At 72.4% G+C, this 20,301-nt stretch carries 18 protein-coding genes; 9 read left to right on the top strand and 9 right to left on the bottom strand.

Translation table 11 applies throughout. The features are described from left to right. Window positions 1–499 precede the first annotated feature (499 nt). Both pgl and ACIBCT_RS37980 read left to right on the top strand, forming a co-directional pair. Window positions 500–1,273, top strand: a complete 774-nt coding sequence (gene pgl / locus ACIBCT_RS37985) for a 6-phosphogluconolactonase (RefSeq protein WP_399196861.1) — start codon at window positions 500–502, stop codon at window positions 1,271–1,273. Between the two features lie 50 nt (window positions 1,274–1,323). After that, window positions 1,324–3,207, top strand: coding sequence for a protein kinase (locus ACIBCT_RS37980; protein ID WP_399196860.1), 1,884 nt, complete (start codon window positions 1,324–1,326; stop codon window positions 3,205–3,207). Between the two features lie 27 nt (window positions 3,208–3,234). On the opposite strand, the gene add is transcribed toward ACIBCT_RS37980, so the two are convergent. Continuing rightward, window positions 3,235–4,257: an adenosine deaminase gene (gene add, locus ACIBCT_RS37975; RefSeq protein ID WP_399196859.1), complete on the bottom strand. Its 1,023-nt coding sequence runs from the start codon at window positions 4,255–4,257 to the stop codon at window positions 3,235–3,237. A 212-nt stretch (window positions 4,258–4,469) separates the two neighbouring features. Between add and ACIBCT_RS37970 the strand changes: the two genes are divergently transcribed. Next, window positions 4,470–5,207: a Clp protease N-terminal domain-containing protein gene (locus tag ACIBCT_RS37970; protein WP_399196858.1), complete on the top strand. Its 738-nt coding sequence runs from the start codon at window positions 4,470–4,472 to the stop codon at window positions 5,205–5,207. 157 nt (window positions 5,208–5,364) lie between these two features. Here the strand turns inward: ACIBCT_RS37970 and ACIBCT_RS37965 are convergent, their stop codons facing one another. Beyond that, window positions 5,365–6,396, bottom strand: a complete 1,032-nt coding sequence (locus ACIBCT_RS37965; protein WP_399196857.1) for a GNAT family N-acetyltransferase — start codon at window positions 6,394–6,396, stop codon at window positions 5,365–5,367. 178 nt (window positions 6,397–6,574) lie between these two features. Here ACIBCT_RS37965 and ACIBCT_RS37960 point away from each other — a divergent pair, with 178 nt between their 5' ends. The 5 genes from ACIBCT_RS37960 (at window position 6,575) to ACIBCT_RS37940 (ending at window position 12,513) form a co-directional block, all read left to right on the top strand. Continuing rightward, window positions 6,575–7,978: an NAD(P)/FAD-dependent oxidoreductase gene (locus tag ACIBCT_RS37960; protein WP_399196856.1), complete on the top strand. Its 1,404-nt coding sequence runs from the start codon at window positions 6,575–6,577 to the stop codon at window positions 7,976–7,978. Window positions 7,979–8,009: 31 nt separating this feature from the next. Further along, on the top strand, window positions 8,010–9,638 hold the full coding sequence (locus tag ACIBCT_RS37955; RefSeq protein WP_399196855.1) for an amidohydrolase: 1,629 nt from the start codon (window positions 8,010–8,012) through the stop codon (window positions 9,636–9,638). A 197-nt stretch (window positions 9,639–9,835) separates the two neighbouring features. Further along, window positions 9,836–11,122, top strand: a complete 1,287-nt coding sequence (locus tag ACIBCT_RS37950; protein WP_399196854.1) for an MFS transporter — start codon at window positions 9,836–9,838, stop codon at window positions 11,120–11,122. 54 nt (window positions 11,123–11,176) lie between these two features. Beyond that, complete coding sequence (gene sigJ / locus ACIBCT_RS37945) at window positions 11,177–12,052, top strand: RNA polymerase sigma factor SigJ (RefSeq protein WP_399196853.1); 876 nt, start codon at window positions 11,177–11,179, stop codon at window positions 12,050–12,052. Further along, window positions 12,049–12,513 carry a carboxymuconolactone decarboxylase family protein gene (locus ACIBCT_RS37940; RefSeq protein ID WP_344903475.1) on the top strand — a complete coding sequence of 155 codons (465 nt, stop codon included), beginning with the start codon at window positions 12,049–12,051 and terminating at the stop codon, window positions 12,511–12,513. The genes sigJ and ACIBCT_RS37940 overlap by 4 nt, the downstream gene beginning before the upstream one ends. Before the next feature lie 47 nt (window positions 12,514–12,560). Here ACIBCT_RS37940 and ACIBCT_RS37935 read toward each other — a convergent pair whose 3' ends face one another. After that, window positions 12,561–13,775: an aromatic acid exporter family protein gene (locus ACIBCT_RS37935; protein WP_399196852.1), complete on the bottom strand. Its 1,215-nt coding sequence runs from the start codon at window positions 13,773–13,775 to the stop codon at window positions 12,561–12,563. A 279-nt stretch (window positions 13,776–14,054) separates the two neighbouring features. Between ACIBCT_RS37935 and ACIBCT_RS37930 the strand changes: the two genes are divergently transcribed. After that, entirely contained in the window at window positions 14,055–14,711 is a 657-nt protein-coding gene (locus ACIBCT_RS37930; protein ID WP_399196851.1) for a pyridoxamine 5'-phosphate oxidase family protein, read from the top strand. Window positions 14,712–14,926: 215 nt separating this feature from the next. Here the strand turns inward: ACIBCT_RS37930 and ACIBCT_RS37925 are convergent, their stop codons facing one another. The 6 genes from ACIBCT_RS37925 to gap form a co-directional block, all read right to left on the bottom strand. Next, complete coding sequence (locus tag ACIBCT_RS37925) at window positions 14,927–16,066, bottom strand: arabinan endo-1,5-alpha-L-arabinosidase (protein WP_399196850.1); 1,140 nt, start codon at window positions 16,064–16,066, stop codon at window positions 14,927–14,929. 351 nt (window positions 16,067–16,417) lie between these two features. Beyond that, entirely contained in the window at window positions 16,418–16,765 is a 348-nt protein-coding gene (locus ACIBCT_RS37920; protein WP_012892502.1) for an RNA polymerase-binding protein RbpA, read from the bottom strand. A 76-nt stretch (window positions 16,766–16,841) separates the two neighbouring features. Next, window positions 16,842–17,072: a preprotein translocase subunit SecG gene (gene secG / locus ACIBCT_RS37915; protein WP_399196849.1), complete on the bottom strand. Its 231-nt coding sequence runs from the start codon at window positions 17,070–17,072 to the stop codon at window positions 16,842–16,844. 130 nt (window positions 17,073–17,202) lie between these two features. Next, on the bottom strand, window positions 17,203–17,985 hold the full coding sequence (gene tpiA, locus ACIBCT_RS37910) for a triose-phosphate isomerase (protein WP_399196848.1): 783 nt from the start codon (window positions 17,983–17,985) through the stop codon (window positions 17,203–17,205). A gap of 19 nt (window positions 17,986–18,004) precedes the next feature. After that, window positions 18,005–19,198 carry a phosphoglycerate kinase gene (locus ACIBCT_RS37905; protein ID WP_399196847.1) on the bottom strand — a complete coding sequence of 398 codons (1,194 nt, stop codon included), beginning with the start codon at window positions 19,196–19,198 and terminating at the stop codon, window positions 18,005–18,007. Further along, the gene (gap, locus tag ACIBCT_RS37900) at window positions 19,195–20,202 is read right to left on the bottom strand and encodes a type I glyceraldehyde-3-phosphate dehydrogenase (protein WP_399196846.1); all 1,008 of its coding nucleotides are present in this window, start codon (window positions 20,200–20,202) and stop codon (window positions 19,195–19,197) included. The genes ACIBCT_RS37905 and gap overlap by 4 nt, the downstream gene beginning before the upstream one ends. Window positions 20,203–20,301: the final 99 nt, after the last annotated feature.

Raw genomic sequence — 20,301 nt, 5'->3', positions numbered from 1 at the left:
GCGCGGCGGCCGCCCGCCCCCCCCCCCCCCCCCCCCCCCCCCCCCCCCCCCCCCCCCCCCCCCCCCCCCGCGGCGCCGGGGCCCCCCCCCCCCCCCCCCCCCCCCCCCCCCCCGTCCGCCGCTCCCAGGGCGGCGCGTCCCGGACACGGGACGTGCCGCTCGTCCTATTTTCAGGCGTTCCATAGAAGAATTTCGGTTTCGCCTGTTCCATGACGCGGATCTTCCGTGCGCGACGTCCCGCGCGGGACGTCCCGGGCCGGGTAGTCTCGCGCCCGGAGTCCCGTACCGGAGGTCCCGCGTCATCGGCCTCGCCCCTGAAAGCCCCGCCGTTGAAGCCCCGCCGTTGAAGCCCCACCCTGAAGCCCGCCGTTGAAGCCTCACCCCTGAAGCCCGCCGTTGAAGCCTCACCCCTGAAGCCCGCCGTTGAAGCCTCGTCCCGAGGCCTCGCCCCACGAGTCCCGCGCCCGAGGTTCCGGGCCGAAAGAGAAGAAGTAGTCCCGTGAGCGTTCCCACCGTGATCATCCACCGTGACGCCGACATGCTGGCCAAGGCCGTCGCGGCCCGGGTCATCGTCCGCGCCGTCGACGCGCAGTCGGCCAAGGGCTCGGCGCACCTGGTGCTGACCGGCGGCACCGTCGGCATCGCCACCCTCGCCGAGATCGCCGCCTCCCCGGCCAGGGACGCCGTCGACTGGCGCAAGGTGGACCTGTGGTGGGGTGACGAGCGCTTCCTGCCGTCCGGCGACGCCGAGCGCAACGAGACCGGTGCCCGCGAGGCGCTGCTGGACCACCTCGACCTCGACCCGGAACGGGTCCACGTGATGCGCGGCCCGGACTCGGGGATGACCGCCGAGGAGTCGGCCGACGCCTACGCCGACGAGCTCCGGCGCGCCGCCCGTCCCGAGGACCACGGCCCGGCCCCGTCCTTCGACCTGACGATGCTCGGCATGGGCCCGGACGGGCACGTGGCCTCGCTCTTCCCCGGCATGCCCGCGCTGTACGACACCCGCCCGGTGGTGGCGGTGCACGGCTCGCCCAAGCCGCCGCCCACCCGGATCTCGCTGACCATGCCGGTCATCCGGAACTCCGCCGACGTGTGGGTGATCGCCGCGGGCGGGGAGAAGGCCGGGGCGGTACGGTTGGCCCTGTCGGACTCGGGACCGATGCAGGTCCCCGCGGCAGGCGCCCGGGGCAGCCGGCGGACCCTATTCCTGCTGGACAGGGCCGCCGCCTCCAAGATCCCCTCCTCGATGGGACGCATCTCCTCCCCCTGACCGGCGCGTACGGCCGGCATGTCGGATCATCAACCGGGTAGGGAGGTGTCGTGGTTTTTCTGCACTACGAGGGCCTGCTGCTGGCCGGACGGTACCGTCTCATCGCCGAGCTGGGCAGGGGCGGCATGGCGACGGTGTGGCGCGCCCACGACGAGCTCCTCGATCGCGAGGTCGCGGCCAAGGAGGTCGTGATCTCCGACCACCTGCCCGAGGCGGAGCGCGAGGTCCTGCTGGAGCGCACCCTGAGGGAGGCGCGCCTGGCCGCGCGGCTGAACCACCCCAACATCGCCGCGGTGTACGACGTGGTCCGGACCGACCGCAACCCGTGGATCATGCTGCAGCTCGTCCCCTCCCGCGACCTCACCGAGGTGATCACCACCGAGGGCCGCCTGCCCGCGCCCGTCGTCGCGCGCATCGGTCTTGAGGTGCTGTCGGCGCTGGAGGCCGCGCACGCGGCCGGTGTCGTCCACCGCGACGTCAAGCCCGCCAACATCCTGCTCACCGACGACGGGCGGTCGATCCTGACCGACTTCGGGCTGGCCACCGCCGTGAACAAGGAGGGCGGCCTCACCAGCGCGGGCATGGTCGTGGGCACGCCCGCCTACATCGCTCCCGAGCGCGCCGGCGGCGGCGCCTCCAGCCCCCGGAGCGACCTGTGGTCCCTGGGGGCCACCCTGTACGCGGCCGTCGAGGGACACGCGCCGTTCGCCCGCAGCACCGTGATGGCCACGTTCACCGCCGTGATGACGACCGCCCCCGTGTTCCGGTACGCCGGCCCCCTGGCGCCCGTCATCACCGGCCTGCTCCAGAAGGATCCCGCCCTGCGCAGCGACGCCGCCCGCGCCCGCGAGCAGCTGAGGCAGGTGGCCGCGCTGCGCGTCCCGGAGGGGGACACGGCCGTGCCGGGGTACCGGGAGCAGGACACGGTCACGTCGCAGGGCCGGGAACCGAAAGAGGCCGCCTCGTGGGACCGGGACACCGGTGAGGCCGGGATCCCCTTCCGCACCGGGGCGATGGTGACGCCCGCCGCCGTCCGGAGCACCACGGGTCATTCCGCCCCCGTCCCCTCCCCCGATCCCGTCTCCTCCCTCACCCCGCCGCCCGTCCCCGCCCCCGGCTCTGCCTCTACCTCCACCCCCGCCTCTGCCCTCGGCTCCGTCCCCTCCCCCACGTCCGTGCCCGCCCCGGTGCCCGCGTCCGGCTCTTCTCCCGCGTCCGGCTTCTCCCCCGCGCCCTCGCCCATGTCCGGCTCTTCGTCCGTGTCCGGTACGGTCCCCCCGTCCACGGACCATGGGCACGCCGGGACCGGTGACCGTTCCGAGTCCGCTCCGGCGCGTCGGCGGACCATCGGGTACCGGTGGCTCTCGGCGGGCGTCGTGGCCCTGCTCGCGGTGGTTCTCGTCACGATCAGCGCCTTCACGTCCCAGCATCAGGACGGCGGGCTCGACCGGTCGCCGCGTGTCGCACCCGCCAGCGCCGATCCCGCCGCGACGCTCCGGATCGACCGCGTTCCCGAGGTCCCCGAGGTCCCCGAGGTGCGCTCCACGACCGGTCACCGTTCCTCCTCCACGCCCCGCGGGCGGTCCACGGCCGAACCCCGCGGCCGTTCCACCTCCGAGCCCCGGCGGCAGCCCACGACCGCGCCTCGCGACCGTTCCACGGCCGAGCCTCGCGATCAGGCCACGACCGAGTCCCGCGAGCGGTCCACGACCCCGGCCCGGCCGACCGCGCCCGGATCCGGCACGAAGGAGCCCACCGTCGCGGCCACCTCCGAGGCGCCCGCACCGGAGCCCGGCGACAACGGCGGCAACGGCAACAGGGGGAACGGTAACGGAGGGAACGGTAACGGAGGGAACGGTAACGGAGGGAACGGGAACGACAACCCGAATCCCAACCCCAACGCGAACCCCAACCCGAACGGCAGAAAGAACTAGCCCGGCCTCACCGGGCTCCCCGGACGCTCACGGACGCCCTCCGGCGACGACGTCGATCTCGGTGAGGATCTCCTGCCTGCCCTGCGGGTCCAGGCTGGAGGCGTGCACGGCGTTGCGGGCCAGCGTGACGAGGGTGTCGCGGTCCAGGCCCAGGTTTTCGGCGGCGACCCGGTACTCGCGGCTCAGGCTGGTGGCGAACATGGGCGGGTCGTCGCTGTTGAGGGTGACGAACAGGCCCTCCTCGATCATGCGGGGCAAGGGGTGGTCCTCGATCCGGGCGACCTGACCGGTGCAGACGTTGGAGGTGGGGCAGACCTCCAGCGGGATCCGGGTCTCGCGCAGGTGGGCGATCAGGCGGGGGTCGTCCATGCAGGAGATGCCGTGGCCGATCCGCTCGGCGCCGAGGTGGTCCAGGGCCTCCCAGATCGTCTCGGGGCCGCTCATCTCGCCCGCGTGCGGCAGGCTGCGCAGCCCGGCGGCCGTGGCCGCGCGGAAGGCGTCCCGGAACGCGTCCCGGTACCTGGGGCGCTCCTGCTCGATCCCGGCCAGCCCGAAACCTACCAGCGCGCGGGGAGGTTCTCCGAGCGCGTGGTCCAGGGTGATCCGGGCCGCCTCGGCGCCGTACTCGCCGGGGATGTCGAAGACGTACGCCACCCGCACCCCGTGCTCCTCCAGGGAGCGGCGGGCGGCGTCGTCGAGGGCCTCGGTGACCTCGCGCATCGGCATGCCCACCACGTGGTGGGCGTACGGGGTCACGGTCAGCTCGACGTAGCGGGCGTTCTGCCCGGACAGGTCGCGGGTCAGGCCGAGCACCAGGGTGGCGATGTCCTCGGGCTCGCGGACCAGGGCGTTGACCGCCTGGTAGATCTGGGCGAAGTGCGGGAAGTCGCGGAAGCGGTAGAAGGCGCGCAGCGCCTCCTCCTCGACGGGGACGCCCCCGTCGGGGTGGCGGCGGGCGAGTTCGAGAACGGTGGGCACCGAGGCGGAGCCGACCAGGTGGACGTGCAGTTCGACCTTGGGGAGCGCGTCGATGAAGGCGTCGATCGTCATGCCGGGACCCTACGCACCCCCCGGCCACCCATGGAAGCCGTTTTCAACGAACCTGACAACAAAATGTACGATTTTTCGCCCGAAGGGACCGGTCAGAGCACGCGGGGTGCGTCGCGCGGGGCGAAAATCCCCGGGGAGATCTCCTCCCGCTCGTCCCGCACCTGGCGCATAGTGGGTGTCAGGCACCTCGACACCCCTCTTGGAGGCTCCCCGTGTTCGAGCGCTTCACCGACCGTGCCCGCAGGGTCGTGGTCCTGGCCCAGGAGGAGGCCCGGCGCCTGGGCCACGGGCACATCGGCACCGAGCACATCCTGCTCGGGCTGATCCGCGAGGAGGACGGCGTCGCGGGCCGCGCCCTGCAGAGGTTCGGCATCGGCGGCGACCAGGTCAGGAACGACGTGGAAGAGATCATCGGCAAGGGCGGGCGGACCGAGCCCGGCCACATCCCCTTCACCGCGCCCGCCAAGAAGGTGCTCGAACTGTCCCTGCGGGAGGCGCTCGGCCTGCATCACAGCTACATCGGCACCGAGCACATCCTGCTCGGGCTGATCCGCGAGGGCGACGGGGTGGCCGCGCGCGTGCTGGCCGGCCGGGGCGCGCACCTGGAGGCGGTACGCGCCCAGGTGATCACGGTGCTCGGACGCCGGGACCCGGGCCGCGCGCTGGCCGCGGAGGAGGGCTTCCCGATCATGGGAGGCTCCGTGGAGGCCCGGCTGGACCGGGTCCAGGAGAGCCTGGACCGGATCGAGCGCAGGCTGGCGGCGCTGGCACCGGAGGGCGAGACCTCCGGCTCCCCGGGGACGCCGCTCTCTCCGGAGACTTCAGCGGCGTCACCGGCGTCATCGGCACCGTCCGGCGGCGTTCCCGGGCGGCCGGGCGGGGAACCCGACGAGACTCCCGGGTCCGGACAGGACCCGGGGCCGGCGGCCGGGGAGAGACCGGGCGCCTGAGGGCCTCACCCGCGAGGGGACGGAGGGACCGGGAAGCCCGGGGGGCCGGAGAGATCGGGATGTGCCCGCGCCCGCCCCCGACGGGAGGCGCGGGAGGGTGGCCTCCCCGTTCCGGGACCCCTGAGCGATCCCGGAACGGGGAGGACGCGTGAGGGGCTCACCCCGGGGACGCCGTCGCCATCGCGCCCACGGCCAGCCTGGCCTCCACCACGCCGGGGTCCTCGGTGTGGTTCAGGGTCGCGCCGAGCGAGACCAGCAGCCTGCGCATCCGCACGTTGTCCGACAGCAGGGTCGCCCTGACCTCGGCGAAGCCCAGGTCGCGGGCCTGGCGGACGAGCACCGCGGCCAGGTGGGTCCCCAGCCCCCTGCCCTGCCAGCGGTCCTCGACCAGGAAGGCCATCTCGGCGATGCCCGGGTCCGGGGTGAACATCAGGCTGGCGACGGCGATGACCTGGCCGTCCTGTCCGGCGACGACCGAGTGGCCGCGGGTGCGGTCGCAGAGGCGGTCGAAGACCTTCGGCGGCAGCACCGGCATGGAGGTGAAGTAGCGGAACCTGCGGGCCTCGGGCGAGCAGCGGTCGTGCAGGTCGCGTACGGCCTCGCGGTGCAGGCCGGTGAGCGGGCGGACCTGGACCTCGGTGCCGTCGGAGAGCTTGAGCTCGCGGTCGGAGCCGGTCTGCTCGGCCGGGGGCTGCGCCAGCCGTACGAAGGAGGCGGCGCGGGCGGCCTCGGTGAGGGTGAAGGGAAGCTCGGAGCGGCGCACCCTGATCGCGCGGCGCGCGGTGACCGGGACGGTGAGCAGCGTCGGGTCGGGAAGATCGCTCATCTCCGAACCGTAGACCCAGCGGGAGTCCTCGGCGCGCAGCAGTTCCCCGAGCAGTTCCGGCAGGCGCCAGGGCGTCGTGCGCAGCCGCGAGGCGAGCAGCAGGACCCGGGTGGGCTCGTCGGTCAGCTCGTGCGCGGTGGCGGTGACGACCTGGACCTCGCGTCCTCCCGCGGCCTCCAGAGCCTCACGGACCGCCTCGGCGTTCGCCGGGATGTCCGTGACGAACTCGTCGACCGTGCCGTTCGCGTCGGTCTGGACGCTCAGGCCCAGGATGTTGCCGCCCTTGGCGGCGAGCGCGGCGGCCAGCGAGGCGAGACGCCCGGGCCGCTCGTCGACGGTGGTGCGGATTCGCAGAAATCCCATCAGAACGCTCCCTCTGTCAGGAGATAGCCTTTCCTGATCCTGTTACGGGACTGCTACACATGAGTGAGCCCATCGTTACGTATGGCAAGATCACTAATTACGCGGCCGGACGGCGTTCTCGCAACGATTTCCGTTGCCGGTTATGCCCATATAGACGGATATAGCAGGATATGAAGCTATGAGTACGCGTGTTCCCCTGGCTGGGGATTTCGTCAACGGAGACGTCTCCTTCTGGTACCGCTCCCTCGGTCTCCCCGCGGCCGGTACGCCCCTGGACGGCGACCTCGACGCCGACGTGGCCGTCGTCGGCGCCGGATACACCGGCCTGTGGACCGCGTACTACCTCAAGAAGGCCGCCCCGGACCTGCGGGTCGTGGTGCTGGAGAAGGAGTTCGCGGGCTACGGCGCCTCCGGGCGCAACGGCGGCTGGCTGGTCGGCGAGCTGGCGGGCACCCCCGAGCGCTACGCCAGGACGCACGGGGCGGACGCGGCCAGGCGGTTCCAGCGGGTGATGTTCGAGACCGTCGACGAGGTCGTGGCCGTGGCCGAGGACGAGGACATCGACGCGGAGATCGTCAAGGGCGGGGTCACCACGGTCGCCACCAACGCCGCCCAGGACCGGCGGCTGCGCCGGCTGCTGGCCCACGAGCGCCACTGGGGCTGGACCGAGCAGGACGTGCGGCTGCTGGATGCGGCCGAGCGGGAGGAGCGGCTGCGGGTGAACGGCGCGGTCAGCGCGATCTGGAGCCCGCACTGCGCCCGCATCCAGCCCGCCAAGCTGGCCCGCGGCCTGGCGGACACCGTACGGGAGCTGGGGGTGGAGATCTTCGAGCGGACCCCGGTCACCGAGATCGCCCCGCACGAGGCCCGCACCCCCCGCGGCACGGTCCGGGCCGGTCACGTCATCCGCGCCACCGAGGGGTTCACCGCCGAGTTCAGGCAGTACCACCGGACGTGGCTGCCGATGAACAGCTCCATGATCGTCACCGAGCCGCTGGGGGCGGAGCTCTGGGACGAGATCGGCTGGTCCGGCGGGGAGCTCCTCGGCGACATGGCGCACTACTATATGTACGCCCAGCGCACCGCCGACGGCCGGATCGCGTTCGGCGGGCGCGGCAGGCCCTACCTGTACGGCTCGCGGGTGGACGACCGCGGCCGCACCCACTCCTGGACGATCGAGGCGCTGTGGGAGCTGCTGACCGGCATGTTCCCCGCCGTCCGGGCCTCCCGGGTGGCGCACGCCTGGTCCGGCGTGCTGGGCGTGCCGCGCGACTGGTGCGCCACCGTGCACGTCGACCACGACACCGGCATCGGCTGGGCGGGCGGCTACACCGGCCACGGGGTGACCACGGCCAACCTGGCCGGCCGTACCCTGCGCGACCTGATCCTGCGCCGGGACACCGAGCTGGCCGCCCTGCCCTGGGTGGACCGTAAGGTGCGAGGCTGGGAGGTGGAACCGCTGCGGTGGATCGGCGTGCACGCCATGTACGACCTCTACCGGCGGGCCGACGCCCGGGAGAACGCGGGGCTCGGCCGCACCTCGGTGCTGGCCCGCGTCGCCGACTCCATCACCGGACGCTGACGACGGTCGCGTCCCCACGCCGAGGAGAGCCATGCCCCCCACACCCGTGAGCGACCTGCTCTTCCGCGGCGGCCGGGTCTTCCTCGCCGCCGGCGCCTTCGCCGAGGCGGTCCTGGTCCGCGACGGCCGGATCGCCGCCGTGGGCACCGAGTCCGACGTGGTACGGCTGGCCGCCCCCGGCCACGAGGTCGTGGACCTGGACGGCGCGCTGCTGACCCCCGCGTTCACCGACGCGCACATCCACCCCGTGCTGGCGGGCCTGGAGCGGGCCAGGTGCGACCTGTCGGCGGTCTACGGCCTGCCCGACTACCTGGAGCGGGTCACCGCCTACGCCGGGTCGCATCCCGGGCGCGCGTGGATCGAGGGCGGCGGCTGGGACATGTCGGCCTTCCCCGGCGGCCTGCCGCACCGCTCCCAGCTCGACGTCGTCGACCGCCCGGTCTACCTCATCCAGCGCGACCACCACGCCGCCTGGGTGAACACCCGGGCGCTGGAGCTGGCCGGGATCACCCGCGACACCCCCGACCCCGCCGACGGCCGGATCGAACGCGACCCCGACGGCACCCCGAGCGGCGTGCTGCACGAGGGCGCGATGGACCTGGTCGGCCTGCTCGCCCCCCGCCCCACCCCCGGCGACCTGCACGACGCCCTGCTCTCCGCCCAGGAGCACCTGTTCTCCCTCGGCATCACCGGCTGGCAGGACGCCATCGTCGGCTCCTACGCGGGCTGCGAGGACCCGCTGCCCACGTACCTGTCGGCGGCGGCCTCGGGCGCGCTGCGGGCCCGCGTGGTGGGCGCGCTCTGGTGGGACCGCACGCGCGGCGCCGAGCAGATCCCCGAGCTGCTGGAGCGCCGCCGCTCCGCCGAGGGCCTGGAGCGGTTCCGCGCCACCTCGGTGAAGATCATGCAGGACGGCATCGCCGAGAACTTCACCGCCGCGGTGATCGAGCCCTACTGCCGCTGCGGCGGCACCGGCCTGTCGTACGTCGAGCCCGCGCTGCTGGGAGGGTACGTCGCCGAGCTGGACCGGCACGGTTTCCAGGTGCACGTCCACGCCATCGGCGAGCGGGCCGTCCGCGAGGCGCTGGACGCCTTCGAGGGGACCGACCCGGCCAACCGGCACCACATCGCGCACCTGCAGATCATCGAGCCGTCCGACGTGCCGCGCTTCGCCCGGCTCGGTGTGACCGCCAACCTGCAGCCGCTGTGGGCCACCCACCACGCCCAGATGGACGAGCTGACGATCCCGTTCCTGGGCGAGGAGCGGTCGGGCTGGCAGTACCCGTTCGCCGACCTGCTGCGCGCGGGCACGCGGTTCTGCGCGGGCAGCGACTGGCCGGTCTCGGTCGCCGACCCGATCCAGGGCATGCACGTGGCCGTCAACCGCACCGAACCGGGCGGATCGGTGCACGCGGACTACCCGACGGCGCAGACCCCGTTCCTGCCCGGCCAGAGCCTGGACCTGGCCACGGCCCTGACCGCCTACACCGCGGGCTCGGCGTGGATCAACCGCGACGACGACGCCGGGACGATCGTCCCGGGCAACCGCGCCGACCTGGTCGTCCTGGACCGCGACCCGTTCGCCGGACCGGCCGCCGACATCTGGCGGACCCGGGTCGCCATGACCTTCGTCGACGGCCAGGAGGTCTACCACCGCTGACCGCCCGCCGCGGGGGAAGACCCTGTCACGGCCGTGACAGGGTCTTCCGGCGGGCGGCGGTGCCGGGAGGCGCGCCGCCGGTCGCGGTGTCACGGGGCCCGTGACGGCACCGGTGGCCGCGGCGGGGCACCGGTGCCCTTCCGCCGGAGATCGTTCGATCACTGGAAAAGATCCCCGAAGCGGGTGATAGTGATCCGGTGACGGAAGCATCGGGAGCGGAGGACAGACCCTCGCCGCCGCTGTGGCGGGACCGGAACTTCGGGGTCTTCTGGGTCTCCCAGACCCTCTCGGTCGCCGGGGACTCCTTCGCCTACATCGCCGTACCGTTGCTGGTGCTGCACGTGACCGGGTCGGTCGCGCAGATGGGACTGCTGACGGGCGTGGCGGGTGCCGCGTCGGTGTTCGCCGGGATCTTCGCGGGCGTTCTGGCCGACCGGTTCGACCGGCGGACCCTGATGATCTGCTGCGACCTCGTCCGCCTGGTGCTGTACGGGCTCATCCCGCTGGCCTGGACGTTCGGCCCCCAGGTCTGGCTGCTGTACGTGGTGCTGCCGCTCGGCGAGGCGGTCGGCATGGTCTTCCAGGTCACCTACGTGACCGCGGTGCGCAACCTGGTCGGCGGCGACCGCCTCACCGAGGCCAACGGCCGGCTCTACGCGACCGCCGCGGCGGCCGGTCTCGGCGGCCCGCTGCTCGCCGGGGTGGTGTCGGGGCAGTTCGGGCCCACCGCGGCCATCGCCGTCAACGCGGTGAGCTTCGCCCTGTCGGCGCTGGGCCTGTTCTTCGTCCGGTTCCGGGCGGCCGAGGCCACCGAGGTCACCGCGGGCACCGAGGTCACCGCGCCCGCTCCGGCGCGGCAGAGGCCCTGGCGGGAGCTGTCGGCCGGCGCCCGGTTCCTCTGGCGGCACCCGGTGCTGCGCTCCCTGACGATCCTGCTGTCCTTCTTCATCTTCTTCACGCTCGGGATGACCGACGTGCTGATCTACCACCTCAAGCACGATCTGGGCCGCTCCGACGGCACCGTCGGCACGGTCCTCGCGATCGCCGCCGCGGGGACGATCGCGGGCTCCCTGCTCGTGGCGCCCGTCCGCCGCAGGCTCGGGTTCGGCGCCACCTGGATCGGCGCCATCGCCGTCAGCGGGGTCGCCATGGCGTGCGTCGGCCTCTCCGGCCGGGTCCCGGTGATCGCCGCGCTGATGGCCGTCTACCTCGGCGGCGTCGGCGTGGCCGGGATCTGCTCGATGTCCCTGCGCCAGCAGGTGACCCCGGACCATCTGCTCGGCCGCGTCACCTCGGCGTTCTGGACCATCCACTTCTCCCTCGGCCCGGTGGGCGCGGCCGCGCTGACCTGGGGCGCGGGCGAGTACGGGGTCACCGTGACCTGTCTCGTCGCCGGTACCGCCTGCCTGCTGATCGCGGTGACCGCACTGCTGACCCCCATCCGCCGTTCCGGCCCCGAGCACACGGCACCCGCCACCTCGTGACGCGCGGCCGTGGAACGCATGTCACAGACTCCGGGCCCGTCCCGTCCTTGTCGTGTGAACGGTGACGAGGCCCTCGCGGCCGAGTTCGAGGCCATCCGGCCGCGGCTGGTCGGCGTGGCGTACGGGTTGCTCGGCAGCCTCGACGAGGCCGAGGACGTGGTGCAGGACGCCTGGTTCCGGCTGGGCAGGACCCGGCGCGCGGAGATCGAGGACGTCACGGGCTGGCTGGTGGTCACGGTCTCCAGGCTCGCCCTGGACGTGCTGCGCTCGGCGCGCGTACGCCGCGAGGAGTACGTCGGGCCGTGGCTGCCGGAACCGGTGGTGACCGACGGCGACCCGGCCGACCGGGTGACCCTGGACGAGTCGATGAGCCTGGCCATGCTGGTCGTGCTGGAATCGCTCAGCCCGGCCGAGCGCACCTCCTTCGTGCTGCACGACGTGTTCGGGCTGCCGTTCGAGGAGGTGGCGCGGGCGGTCGGACGGTCGGCCGCCGCGTGCCGGCAGCTGGCGGCCCGTGCCCGCGGGCACGTCGCGGCGCGGGCGCCTCGCTTCGAGGTCGACGAGACCGAGCACCGCAGGGTGGTCGAGGCGTTCGCCCGGTTCGCCCGGGACGGCGAGGGCGACCTCGCCTCGCTGATGCTGCTGCTCGACCCGGACGTGGTGCTGCGCAGCGACGGCGGCGGGGTGGTGGGGGCGGCCCGGCGGCCGATCCACGGCGCCGACCGGGTGGCCCGCTTCGTGCTCGGGGTGGCCGGGAAGTACGACCGCGGCGACAGCGTGCTGACGTCCGCCACGGTCAACGGCCGGGCCGGGCTGCTGCGGACGCGGGACGGGACGATCGCCGCCGTCTACGGGCTGACCGTGTCCGAGGGCCGGATCACCGAGATCGACATCGTGATGAACCCGGAGAAACTAAGGAGTGTCCGTTGAAGCAGCGGATGAACGTCGCCGAGCTCGCCCCCGAGGCGTACCGGGCCATGCAGGGGCTGGAGAGGTACACGGCCTCCAGCGACCTGCCGCACACCACGCGGGAGCTGGTGAAGATCAGGGTCAGCCAGATCAACGGCTGCGGCTTCTGCGTGGACATGCACTGCCACGACGCCAAGGCCGCGGGTGAGAGCGACGAGCGGCTGTACGCGGTGGCGGCCTGGCGGGAGACGCCCTTCTTCACCGAGGCCGAACGGGCGGCCCTCGCACTGGCCGAGGAGGCCACCCGCCTGTGCGACCGCGGCGAGACCGTGCCGGACGAGGTGTGGGCGGAGGCCGAGCGGCACTACGAGCCGGAGACGCTGGCCGCGCTGGTCGTGACGATCTCGACGATCAACGCGTGGAACCGGATCGCCGTCATCACGCGCGCGGTCCCGGGAACGCTCCGCGGCCGGACCGCCTGACCCGGGCGCGCGCCCGCCGGGTCCTCGTACGTTCCCCGCGGCCCGTCTCACACGAGGGCGTCGGGGACCCCGTCCCCGTCGCCGAGGACGGCCGGGTCCCGGAGGGACTCGGCGTGCAGCGCCTTGAGGATCGTCAGGACGCGTTCGGCGTCGGTGAGCAGGCTCCCGGTGACGGCCCAGCCGCGCGGCTGGTCCAGGCTGCCGGTGCGCACCTCCTCGGTCATCTGCTCCTGGATCGCGTCGGCCCGCTCCAGCGCGACGGAGATGAGCGCGCTCAGCCGCGCGGGCTCGTCCGCGATGCGCATCCGTGCCCGTAGCGCCCGGGCGAGCAGGTCCAGCAGCTCGGCGTAGTCGCGCCCGAACTCCTCGCTGGTCCACCGCGGGCCGCCCCGGCCGCGCCCGCGCTGGGCGACGTGCGCCAGCGCCCGCACCAGGGCGTGCAGGTGCACGCCGATCTCGCTCATCGCCGACAGCAGCCGCTGGTAGTCGTCCGGCTCGGGGACGCGGGCGCCGCGCAGGTTGTAGCGGCGGCTCTCGGCGCCGTCGGCGATGGCCGAGGCGGCCCGGGCCAGGTGCTCGTCCAGCCGTTCGGCCTGCTGCTGCCAGTCGGGCAGGTCCGACAGGTCACAGCCCTCGCGCATCCCGCCGGCGACGTTCTCCAGCAGGGTGGCGGCCTCCCCGCTCAGGCGGCGCACCGCCTCGCGCGGGCGGCGGTGGTACAGCGGGGGCCAGAGCATCGCGTTGACCAGCGCGCCGCAGACGGCTCCGACGCCGGTGGCCACCACGTAGGCCAGCAGGTAGCGCTCCTGGGAGGCGGCGCCGAACGACAGCATCAGCACGGCGGTGGTCGCCACGTCGGTGCCGTGGCGGCCCATCCGGTGCCAGCGCGCCGCGACCAGCGCGGGCGGTACGACCAGGAGCAGGCCCAGCGCGGTGAGCCCGATGAGGTGGCCGACGCTACCGGCCAGAATCACTCCGGCCGCGACCGCGAACACCCGCCGTACCCCGTTGGTGAGGGTCTGGTACACGGTCGCGTGCACCATGATGACGGCGGTCGCGGGAGCGATCCACACCGTCTCGCGCGCCAGGAGGCGGTCGGCCAGGAACCAGGCCAGCACCGCGGCCAGGGTCGCCTTGGCGATCTGCCGGAGCTCGAAGCGCTGCTCGGAGTCGCGCCTGGCCAGCCCGGCCGCCTGGTCGCGTACGTACCGCAGCTCGCGCCGGACCGCGGTGCGCACCCGGTCCGTGTCCAGATCAGCCATGTCCCGACGATCACGCAACGATCATCGTTTGGCAAACCAGGGGTGCCGTCCCGTCCCATCCCTGTCTGGAAGATGGAGGTCTCGCAATGGTCATGCTCCATGCGGCGTAAGTTCCCAACATGGGGGGCACACCGGTTATGTCGGATTGCCCGATAAGGCGCATTGACGAGATACGGGCGATTCGGTGCACACTCCATGAAACCGACATAGGGGCGCCGCGCCGCCCTCCCCCACCCGCGGCGCGAACCGTACCTCCACCCGCGTAAACAAGGAGTGTCGATGCCGGACATCACCCCCGCACCGGACGGCCTCGGCCGCCGTGTGGCCCTCAACCGCGAACGTCTCGGCCTGAGCCGCGAGGAGCTCGCCGAGCGCAGCGGCATCCCCCCGACCTCGGTGGAGTTCATCGAGGAGAACCCGGTCGGCGTGACCGACGGCGCGCTGTCGCACCTGGCCGACGCGCTGGACACCACGCCCGGCGACCTGCTCGCCGGTGACGTGGAACAACCCCTGAACGACGAGCCTCCCCCGCCGAAGGAGCTCGCCCCGGACGAGTGCATGCGGCTCATCGCCCCCGGCGGCGTCGGCAGGATCGCCTTCGACGGCCCGGCCGGACCGGCCGTGCTGCCGGTCAACTACCGGGTGCACGACGGTGTGATCGTCTTCCGTACGCGGTCCGGCGGCCCGATGGACCAGGACCTGCGCACCGGCGTCGAGGGCGTCGAGATGAAGATCGGCTTCGAGGTGGACCGGATCGACGAGACCCGGCGGGAGGGGTGGAGCGTGCTCGTGCAGGGCCCCGTCCACCACGTCGCCCCCGAGGAGCTGCCCTCGGTGGCGGGCGTGGGCGTGGAGCCCTGGGCGGGCGGTGAGCGCGACCTCTACGTCAGGATCGCCCCCAGCCGGATCACCGGCCGCCGCATCCTCGCCTCCTGACCCGTCTCCCGCCACCTCCGTCACCGCCCGACGTCACCGCCCGACGTCACCGCCCGACGTCACCGCCCGACGTCACCGCTGACGTCACCGCTGACGTCACCGTCCGGCGCGGCCGGACCGGTCACGCCGGCGAGGCCACCCTGGGGGCTCCCGACCCGGGGACCGTCGCCGTCGCGCCCGGCCCGGACCGCGCCTCCCGCCGGTACGGCGGGGTCTCAGTGGACGTACGGCCAGCCGGCGGAGTCCCAGCCGAGCAGGTTGACCCCGAGCCTGGCCGAGCCGTCGTCGGCGTAGTAGTGGTAGACGAGCAGGTCCCCGTCGGCGTCGGGCATCACCGCGGGGTGGCCGGGGCCGTGGACGCTCCCGTGGCCCGCCAGGATCTCGGTCCCGCCGCCCGAGGTCATCCGGGTCCCGTTGCGGTCGACGAACGGCCCGGTGACCGAGGTCGAGCGGCCCACCATCGTGCGGTAGGTGCTCTGCGCCCCCCGGCAGCACAGGTCGAAGGAGACGAACAGATAGTAGTAGCCGCCGCGACGGTGGACGAAGGGCGCCTCGACCGCGCCGGAGGCGGTGGTCCGCTGCGCCAGGGCGCGGACCGAGGTGTCGGAGGACGACCTCTTGCCGGTGGCCGGGTCCAGCCGGATCATCTTGATCCCGGACCAGAAGGAGCCGAAGGACAGCCACCACCTGCCCTGGTCGTCGACGACGAGGTTGGGGTCGATGGCGTTGTAGCCGCTGTCGGCCGTGGTCTCGATCACCAGCCCCCGGTCGGTCCAGGACCCCGAGGCTCCGGTGGTGCTGGTGGCCAGGAAGATCGCCGAGCGGGACGAGCCGAAGGTGGAGGCCGAGTAGTACAGGTGGTAGCGGCCGTTGCGGTAGGAGAGGTCGGGGGCCCACAGGTTGCGGCTCCCACCGGTGTAGGCGGTGGTCCAGGGCGCCCCATTTGGCCAGACGACGCCGGCGTTGCGGAAGGCCGTCCGGTCGGCGGAGGTCTTGATGCCGATGCCGTCCGCGGTGTGGACCAGCAGGTAGGTGCCGTCCGGCTTCTTCACCATCGAGGGGTCGTGGACGAGGACGTCCCCGGTGACCCGGCCGGGCCCCGGGTAGTCGGCGAGCGACGTCCCGGCGGCTCCCGAAACCGGCGCGGCACCCGGCACCGAGGCCCGCGCCGAGCCGGAGGTCCCCACGGCCCGGGTGACGGCTCGCGCGGCGGCCGTCGCGCCGGACGGGACGCCGACGGCGCCGGACGGGGCGGAGGCCGGCTGCGCGGCGAGCGCGGACCGCGGGAGTCCCAGCGCGGCGACGGCGATCGCGCACGCCGCGACCAGGGCGCGGTCGAACCCGGGGCGTCTCATGTCATCGTCATCCTCTTCAGGTGGGGCCGACCTGATCACCGTGCTTCGCGACGTCGATTAAAACGTGTTCATCGGACTGATCGCACGGTATGGAAAGCGTTTTCTAAGGTCAACCCCCCGCAGGCGCGGCCCCCGTCCGGAACATCCGTCGGCGCACCCCGGAACCGTGATCGCGACGCCCCGGGGCCCCGCGGCGAGATGAAAGTTTCACCGCCCGCACCGGAGCGCGGTGAGACCGGCCCCGACGGCCCGACGGCTCGACGGCCCGACGGCCCGGGAACGACGAAGACCCCCGCGGGATCACCGCGAGGGCCTTCGACGGCGCACGGCACGAGGCCGCGCGGAGCCGGACTAGTAGATCGGGCGCGAGGAGGAGCGCAGCCGCTCCAGGGCCTCGGCCAGGATCTGCGCGCCGTCCTTGTCGCTACGGCGCTCCTTCACGTACGCGAGGTGCGTCTTGTACGGCTCGTTGCGCGGCGGGGCGGGCGGGTTGGCCTCGTCCTGACCGGCGGGGAGACCACACCGAGGGCAGTCCCAGAACTCGGGAACGGCCGCGTCGCTGGCGAAGCTGGGGCGCGTCTCGTGCATGTTCGCGCACCAGAAAGGCACCCGGACACGGGGGGCCGCCTCGCCGCGCTCCGCCTCTCCCATCGGCCCGGCACCGACACGGCTGCCACGGATCGCGTTGCCACTACCCACGGATGAACTCCTTGCTCGATGGCCCCGCCGCTTGGGGATGCGGGGACTGAACCACTGTCACGCCTGTCGAATCGGGTCAGGGTCGCAGGAGGAGGCCCAGCGCGATGATGCACACCAGCCAGAGCAGACCGGTGATGACGGTGAGCCTGTCGAGGTTGCGCTCCACCACCGAGGAGCTTCCGAACGACGACGAGAACCCGCCACCGAACAGATCCGACAGACCGCCGCCCTTGCCCTTGCGAAGCAGAATGAGCAGCATCATCAGCAAGCTCGCCAGCATGAGGGCGATGGAGATTCCGATTGTCACCGTTGACCTGTTCCCTGTGTGCGCGTGACCCGCGTCCGGGCACGACCCTGTGTACGCCGAGGCGTGACGATTCAAACTTGCTCTAAGAGGGTATGACGTGATGTCAAGTCGTACCCCCCGAATGGCTCAGTCAGTTCGACAATTCACCAAAACGGCAAATCTTAACGAACTCCCCGGGGTCGAGGCTCGCCCCGCCGATCAGGGCACCGTCGACATCAGGCTGCGCCATGATGCCCGCGATGTTGTCGCCCTTGACCGACCCACCGTAAAGGATACGGACACCGGCGGCCACCTGCGCATCGTACAGCTCGGCGAGTCGCGTCCGGAGAGCGCCGCAGACCTCCTGGGCGTCGTCCGGGGTGGCCACCTCGCCGGTGCCGATCGCCCATACCGGCTCGTAGGCGATCACGATGGACGCGGCCTGCTCGGCGGTGACCTTGCGGAGCGCCCCGTCGAGCTGCGCGAGGCTGAAGGCCACCTGCCCGCCCTGCCGGCGCACGTCCAGGCCCTCTCCCAGGCACAGGATGGGGGTGAGCGAGTGCCGGTAGGCCGCGTGCACCTTGGCGTTGACGACGTCGTCGTCCTCGCGGTGGTACTGGCGGCGCTCGGAGTGCCCGATGGTGACGAAGGTGCAGCCGAGCTTGGCGAGCATCGCACCGGAGATCTCTCCGGTGTAGGCCCCGCCGTCGTACGCGGACAGGTCCTGCCCGCCGTACGTGATCCGCAGCTTGTCACCGTCCACCAGCGTCTGCACGCTGCGCAGGTCCGTGAAGGGCGGCAGCACGGCCACCTCGACCCGGTCGAAGTCCTTGTCGTTGAGGGCGAAGGCGAGCTTCTGGGTGTGGGCGATGGCCTCGAGGTGGTTGAGGTTCATCTTCCAGTTGCCGGCCATCAGCGGCTTGCGGACTGTCATCGGGCACCGACTTCCGGGTTCACTTCTGCTCCTCCAGGGCCACGAGGCCGGGGAGGGTCTTGCCTTCCAGATACTCCAGGCTGGCCCCGCCACCGGTGGAGATGTGCGAGAAGCCGTCCTCGGGCAGGCCGAGCTTGCGCACGGCCGCGGCCGAGTCTCCCCCGCCGACGACCGTGAAGGCCTCAGAAGCGATCAACGCCTCGGCGACCGCGCGGGTTCCCCCGGAGAACGCCTCGAACTCGAAGACGCCCATCGGGCCGTTCCAGAACACGGTGCCCGCGTCGGCCAGTTTGCCCGCGAACAGCTCGCGGGTGCGCGGGCCGATGTCGAGCCCCTCGCGGTCGGCCGGGATGGCGGTGGCGTCGACCACCTCGTACTCGGCGTCCTCGGCGAACTCGACGGCCGCCAGCACGTCGACCGGCAGGACGAGCTCCACGCCGCGCTTGGCCGCCTCGTCGAGGAAGCCGCGCACCTGCTCCAGCTGGTCCTCCTGCAGCAGCGACCCGCCCACCTCGTAGCCCTGGGCCTTCAGGAAGGTGTAGGCCATGCCGCCGCCGACGAGGAGCCGGTCGACCTTGGTGAGCAGGTTGCCGATGACCCCGAGCTTGTCGGAGACCTTGGCACCGCCCAGCACCACGACGTAGGGGCGCTCGGCGTCGTCGGTCAGCTTCCTGAGCACGTCGACCTCGGCCAGCACCAGCGTGCCCGCGGCGTGCGGCAGCAGGCCGGGCACGTCGTAGACGCTGGCGTGCTTGCGGTGCACCGCGCCGAAGCCGTCACCGACGTACAGGTCGGCGAACGCCGCCAGCCTCCCGGCGAACGCGGCCCGCTCGGCGTCGTCCTTGGACTCCTCGCCGGGCTCGAAGCGCAGGTTCTCCAGCAGGGCCACCTGGCCGTCCTGGAGGCCGTCCACGACCGCCTGGGCGGACTCGCCGACCACGTCGGTCGCGAAGGCGACCTCGGTCTCCAGCAGCTCTCCCAGCCTCCTGGCCACCGGGGCCAGGGAGAACTCGGAGTTGGGCCTGCCCTTGGGGCGGCCCAGGTGCGCGACGACGATCACGCGGGCGCCGCGACCGGCCAGGTCCTTGATCGTCGGCACCGAGGCGCGGATGCGGCCGTCGTCGGTGATGACGTCCCCCTCCAGGGGGACGTTGAGGTCGGCGCGCACCAGGACGCGCCGACCCGCCACGTCGAACTCGGTGATGTCCTTCATCGCAGGTCGGCGCCGACCAGCTCGATGAGGTCCACCAGGCGGTTGGAGTAGCCCCACTCGTTGTCGTACCAGCCGACGACCTTGACCTGGTTGCCGATGACCTTGGTCAGGCCCGAGTCGAAGATGCAGGAGGAGGGGTCGGTGACGATGTCGGAGGAGACGATCGGGTCATCGGTGTAGGTGAGGTAGCCCTTGAGCGGGCCCTCGGCGGCGGCCTTGAGCGCGGCGTTGACCTCCTCGACGGTGGTCTCGCGGCCGACCTCGACGGTGAGGTCGGTGGCCGAGCCCGTGGGGATCGGCACCCGCAGCGCGAAGCCGTCGAGCTTGCCCTTGAGCTCGGGCAGCACCAGGCCGATGGCCTTGGCGGCGCCGGTGGAGGTCGGCACGATGTTCAGCGCGGCGGCGCGGGCGCGGCGCAGGTCGCTGTGCGGGCCGTCCTGCAGGTTCTGGTCCTGCGTGTAGGCGTGGATGGTGGTCATCAGACCCTTCTCGATACCGAAGGTGTCGTTGATGACCTTGGCCATCGGGGCCAGGCAGTTGGTGGTGCAGGAGGCGTTGGAGATCACCGTGTGGCTGGCCGGGTCGTAGGTGTCGTGGTTGACGCCCATGACGACGGTGACGTCCTCGTTCTTGGCCGGGGCCGAGATGATGACCTTCTTGGCGCCGTTGTCGGCGTGCACGCGGGCCTTGTTGGCGTCGGTGAAGAAGCCGGTGGACTCCACCACGACGTCGACGCCCAGGTCGCCCCAGGGCAGCTTGGCCGGGTCGCGCTCGGCGAAGGCCTTGATGGTCCTGCCGTCGACGATGATCTCGTCGGCGGTGCTCTTCACCTCGTACGGCAGGCGGCCGAGGATGCTGTCGTACTTCAGAAGGTGAGCGAGGGTGGCGTTGTCGGTCAGGTCGTTGACCGCGACGATCTCGATGTCCTTGCCGCTGGCAGCGACCGCACGCCAGAAGTTGCGGCCGATACGGCCGAATCCGTTGACGCCTACGCGGATGGTCACGGTGCCGATCTCCTCGTACGTCGGTGCGCCGATCGTGGGACCGGCGACTGGGGGCTGGCTTGAAACCTCAACCACGAACCCTATCGGACCCAAATTGGT

It is taken from the genome of Streptosporangium sp. NPDC050855, assembly GCF_044456585.1.
Lineage (GTDB): Bacteria > Actinomycetota > Actinomycetes > Streptosporangiales > Streptosporangiaceae > Streptosporangium > Streptosporangium longisporum.
The sequence above is the reverse complement of the archived record's forward strand: the minus strand, read 5'-3'. Positions and strand labels throughout refer to the sequence as shown.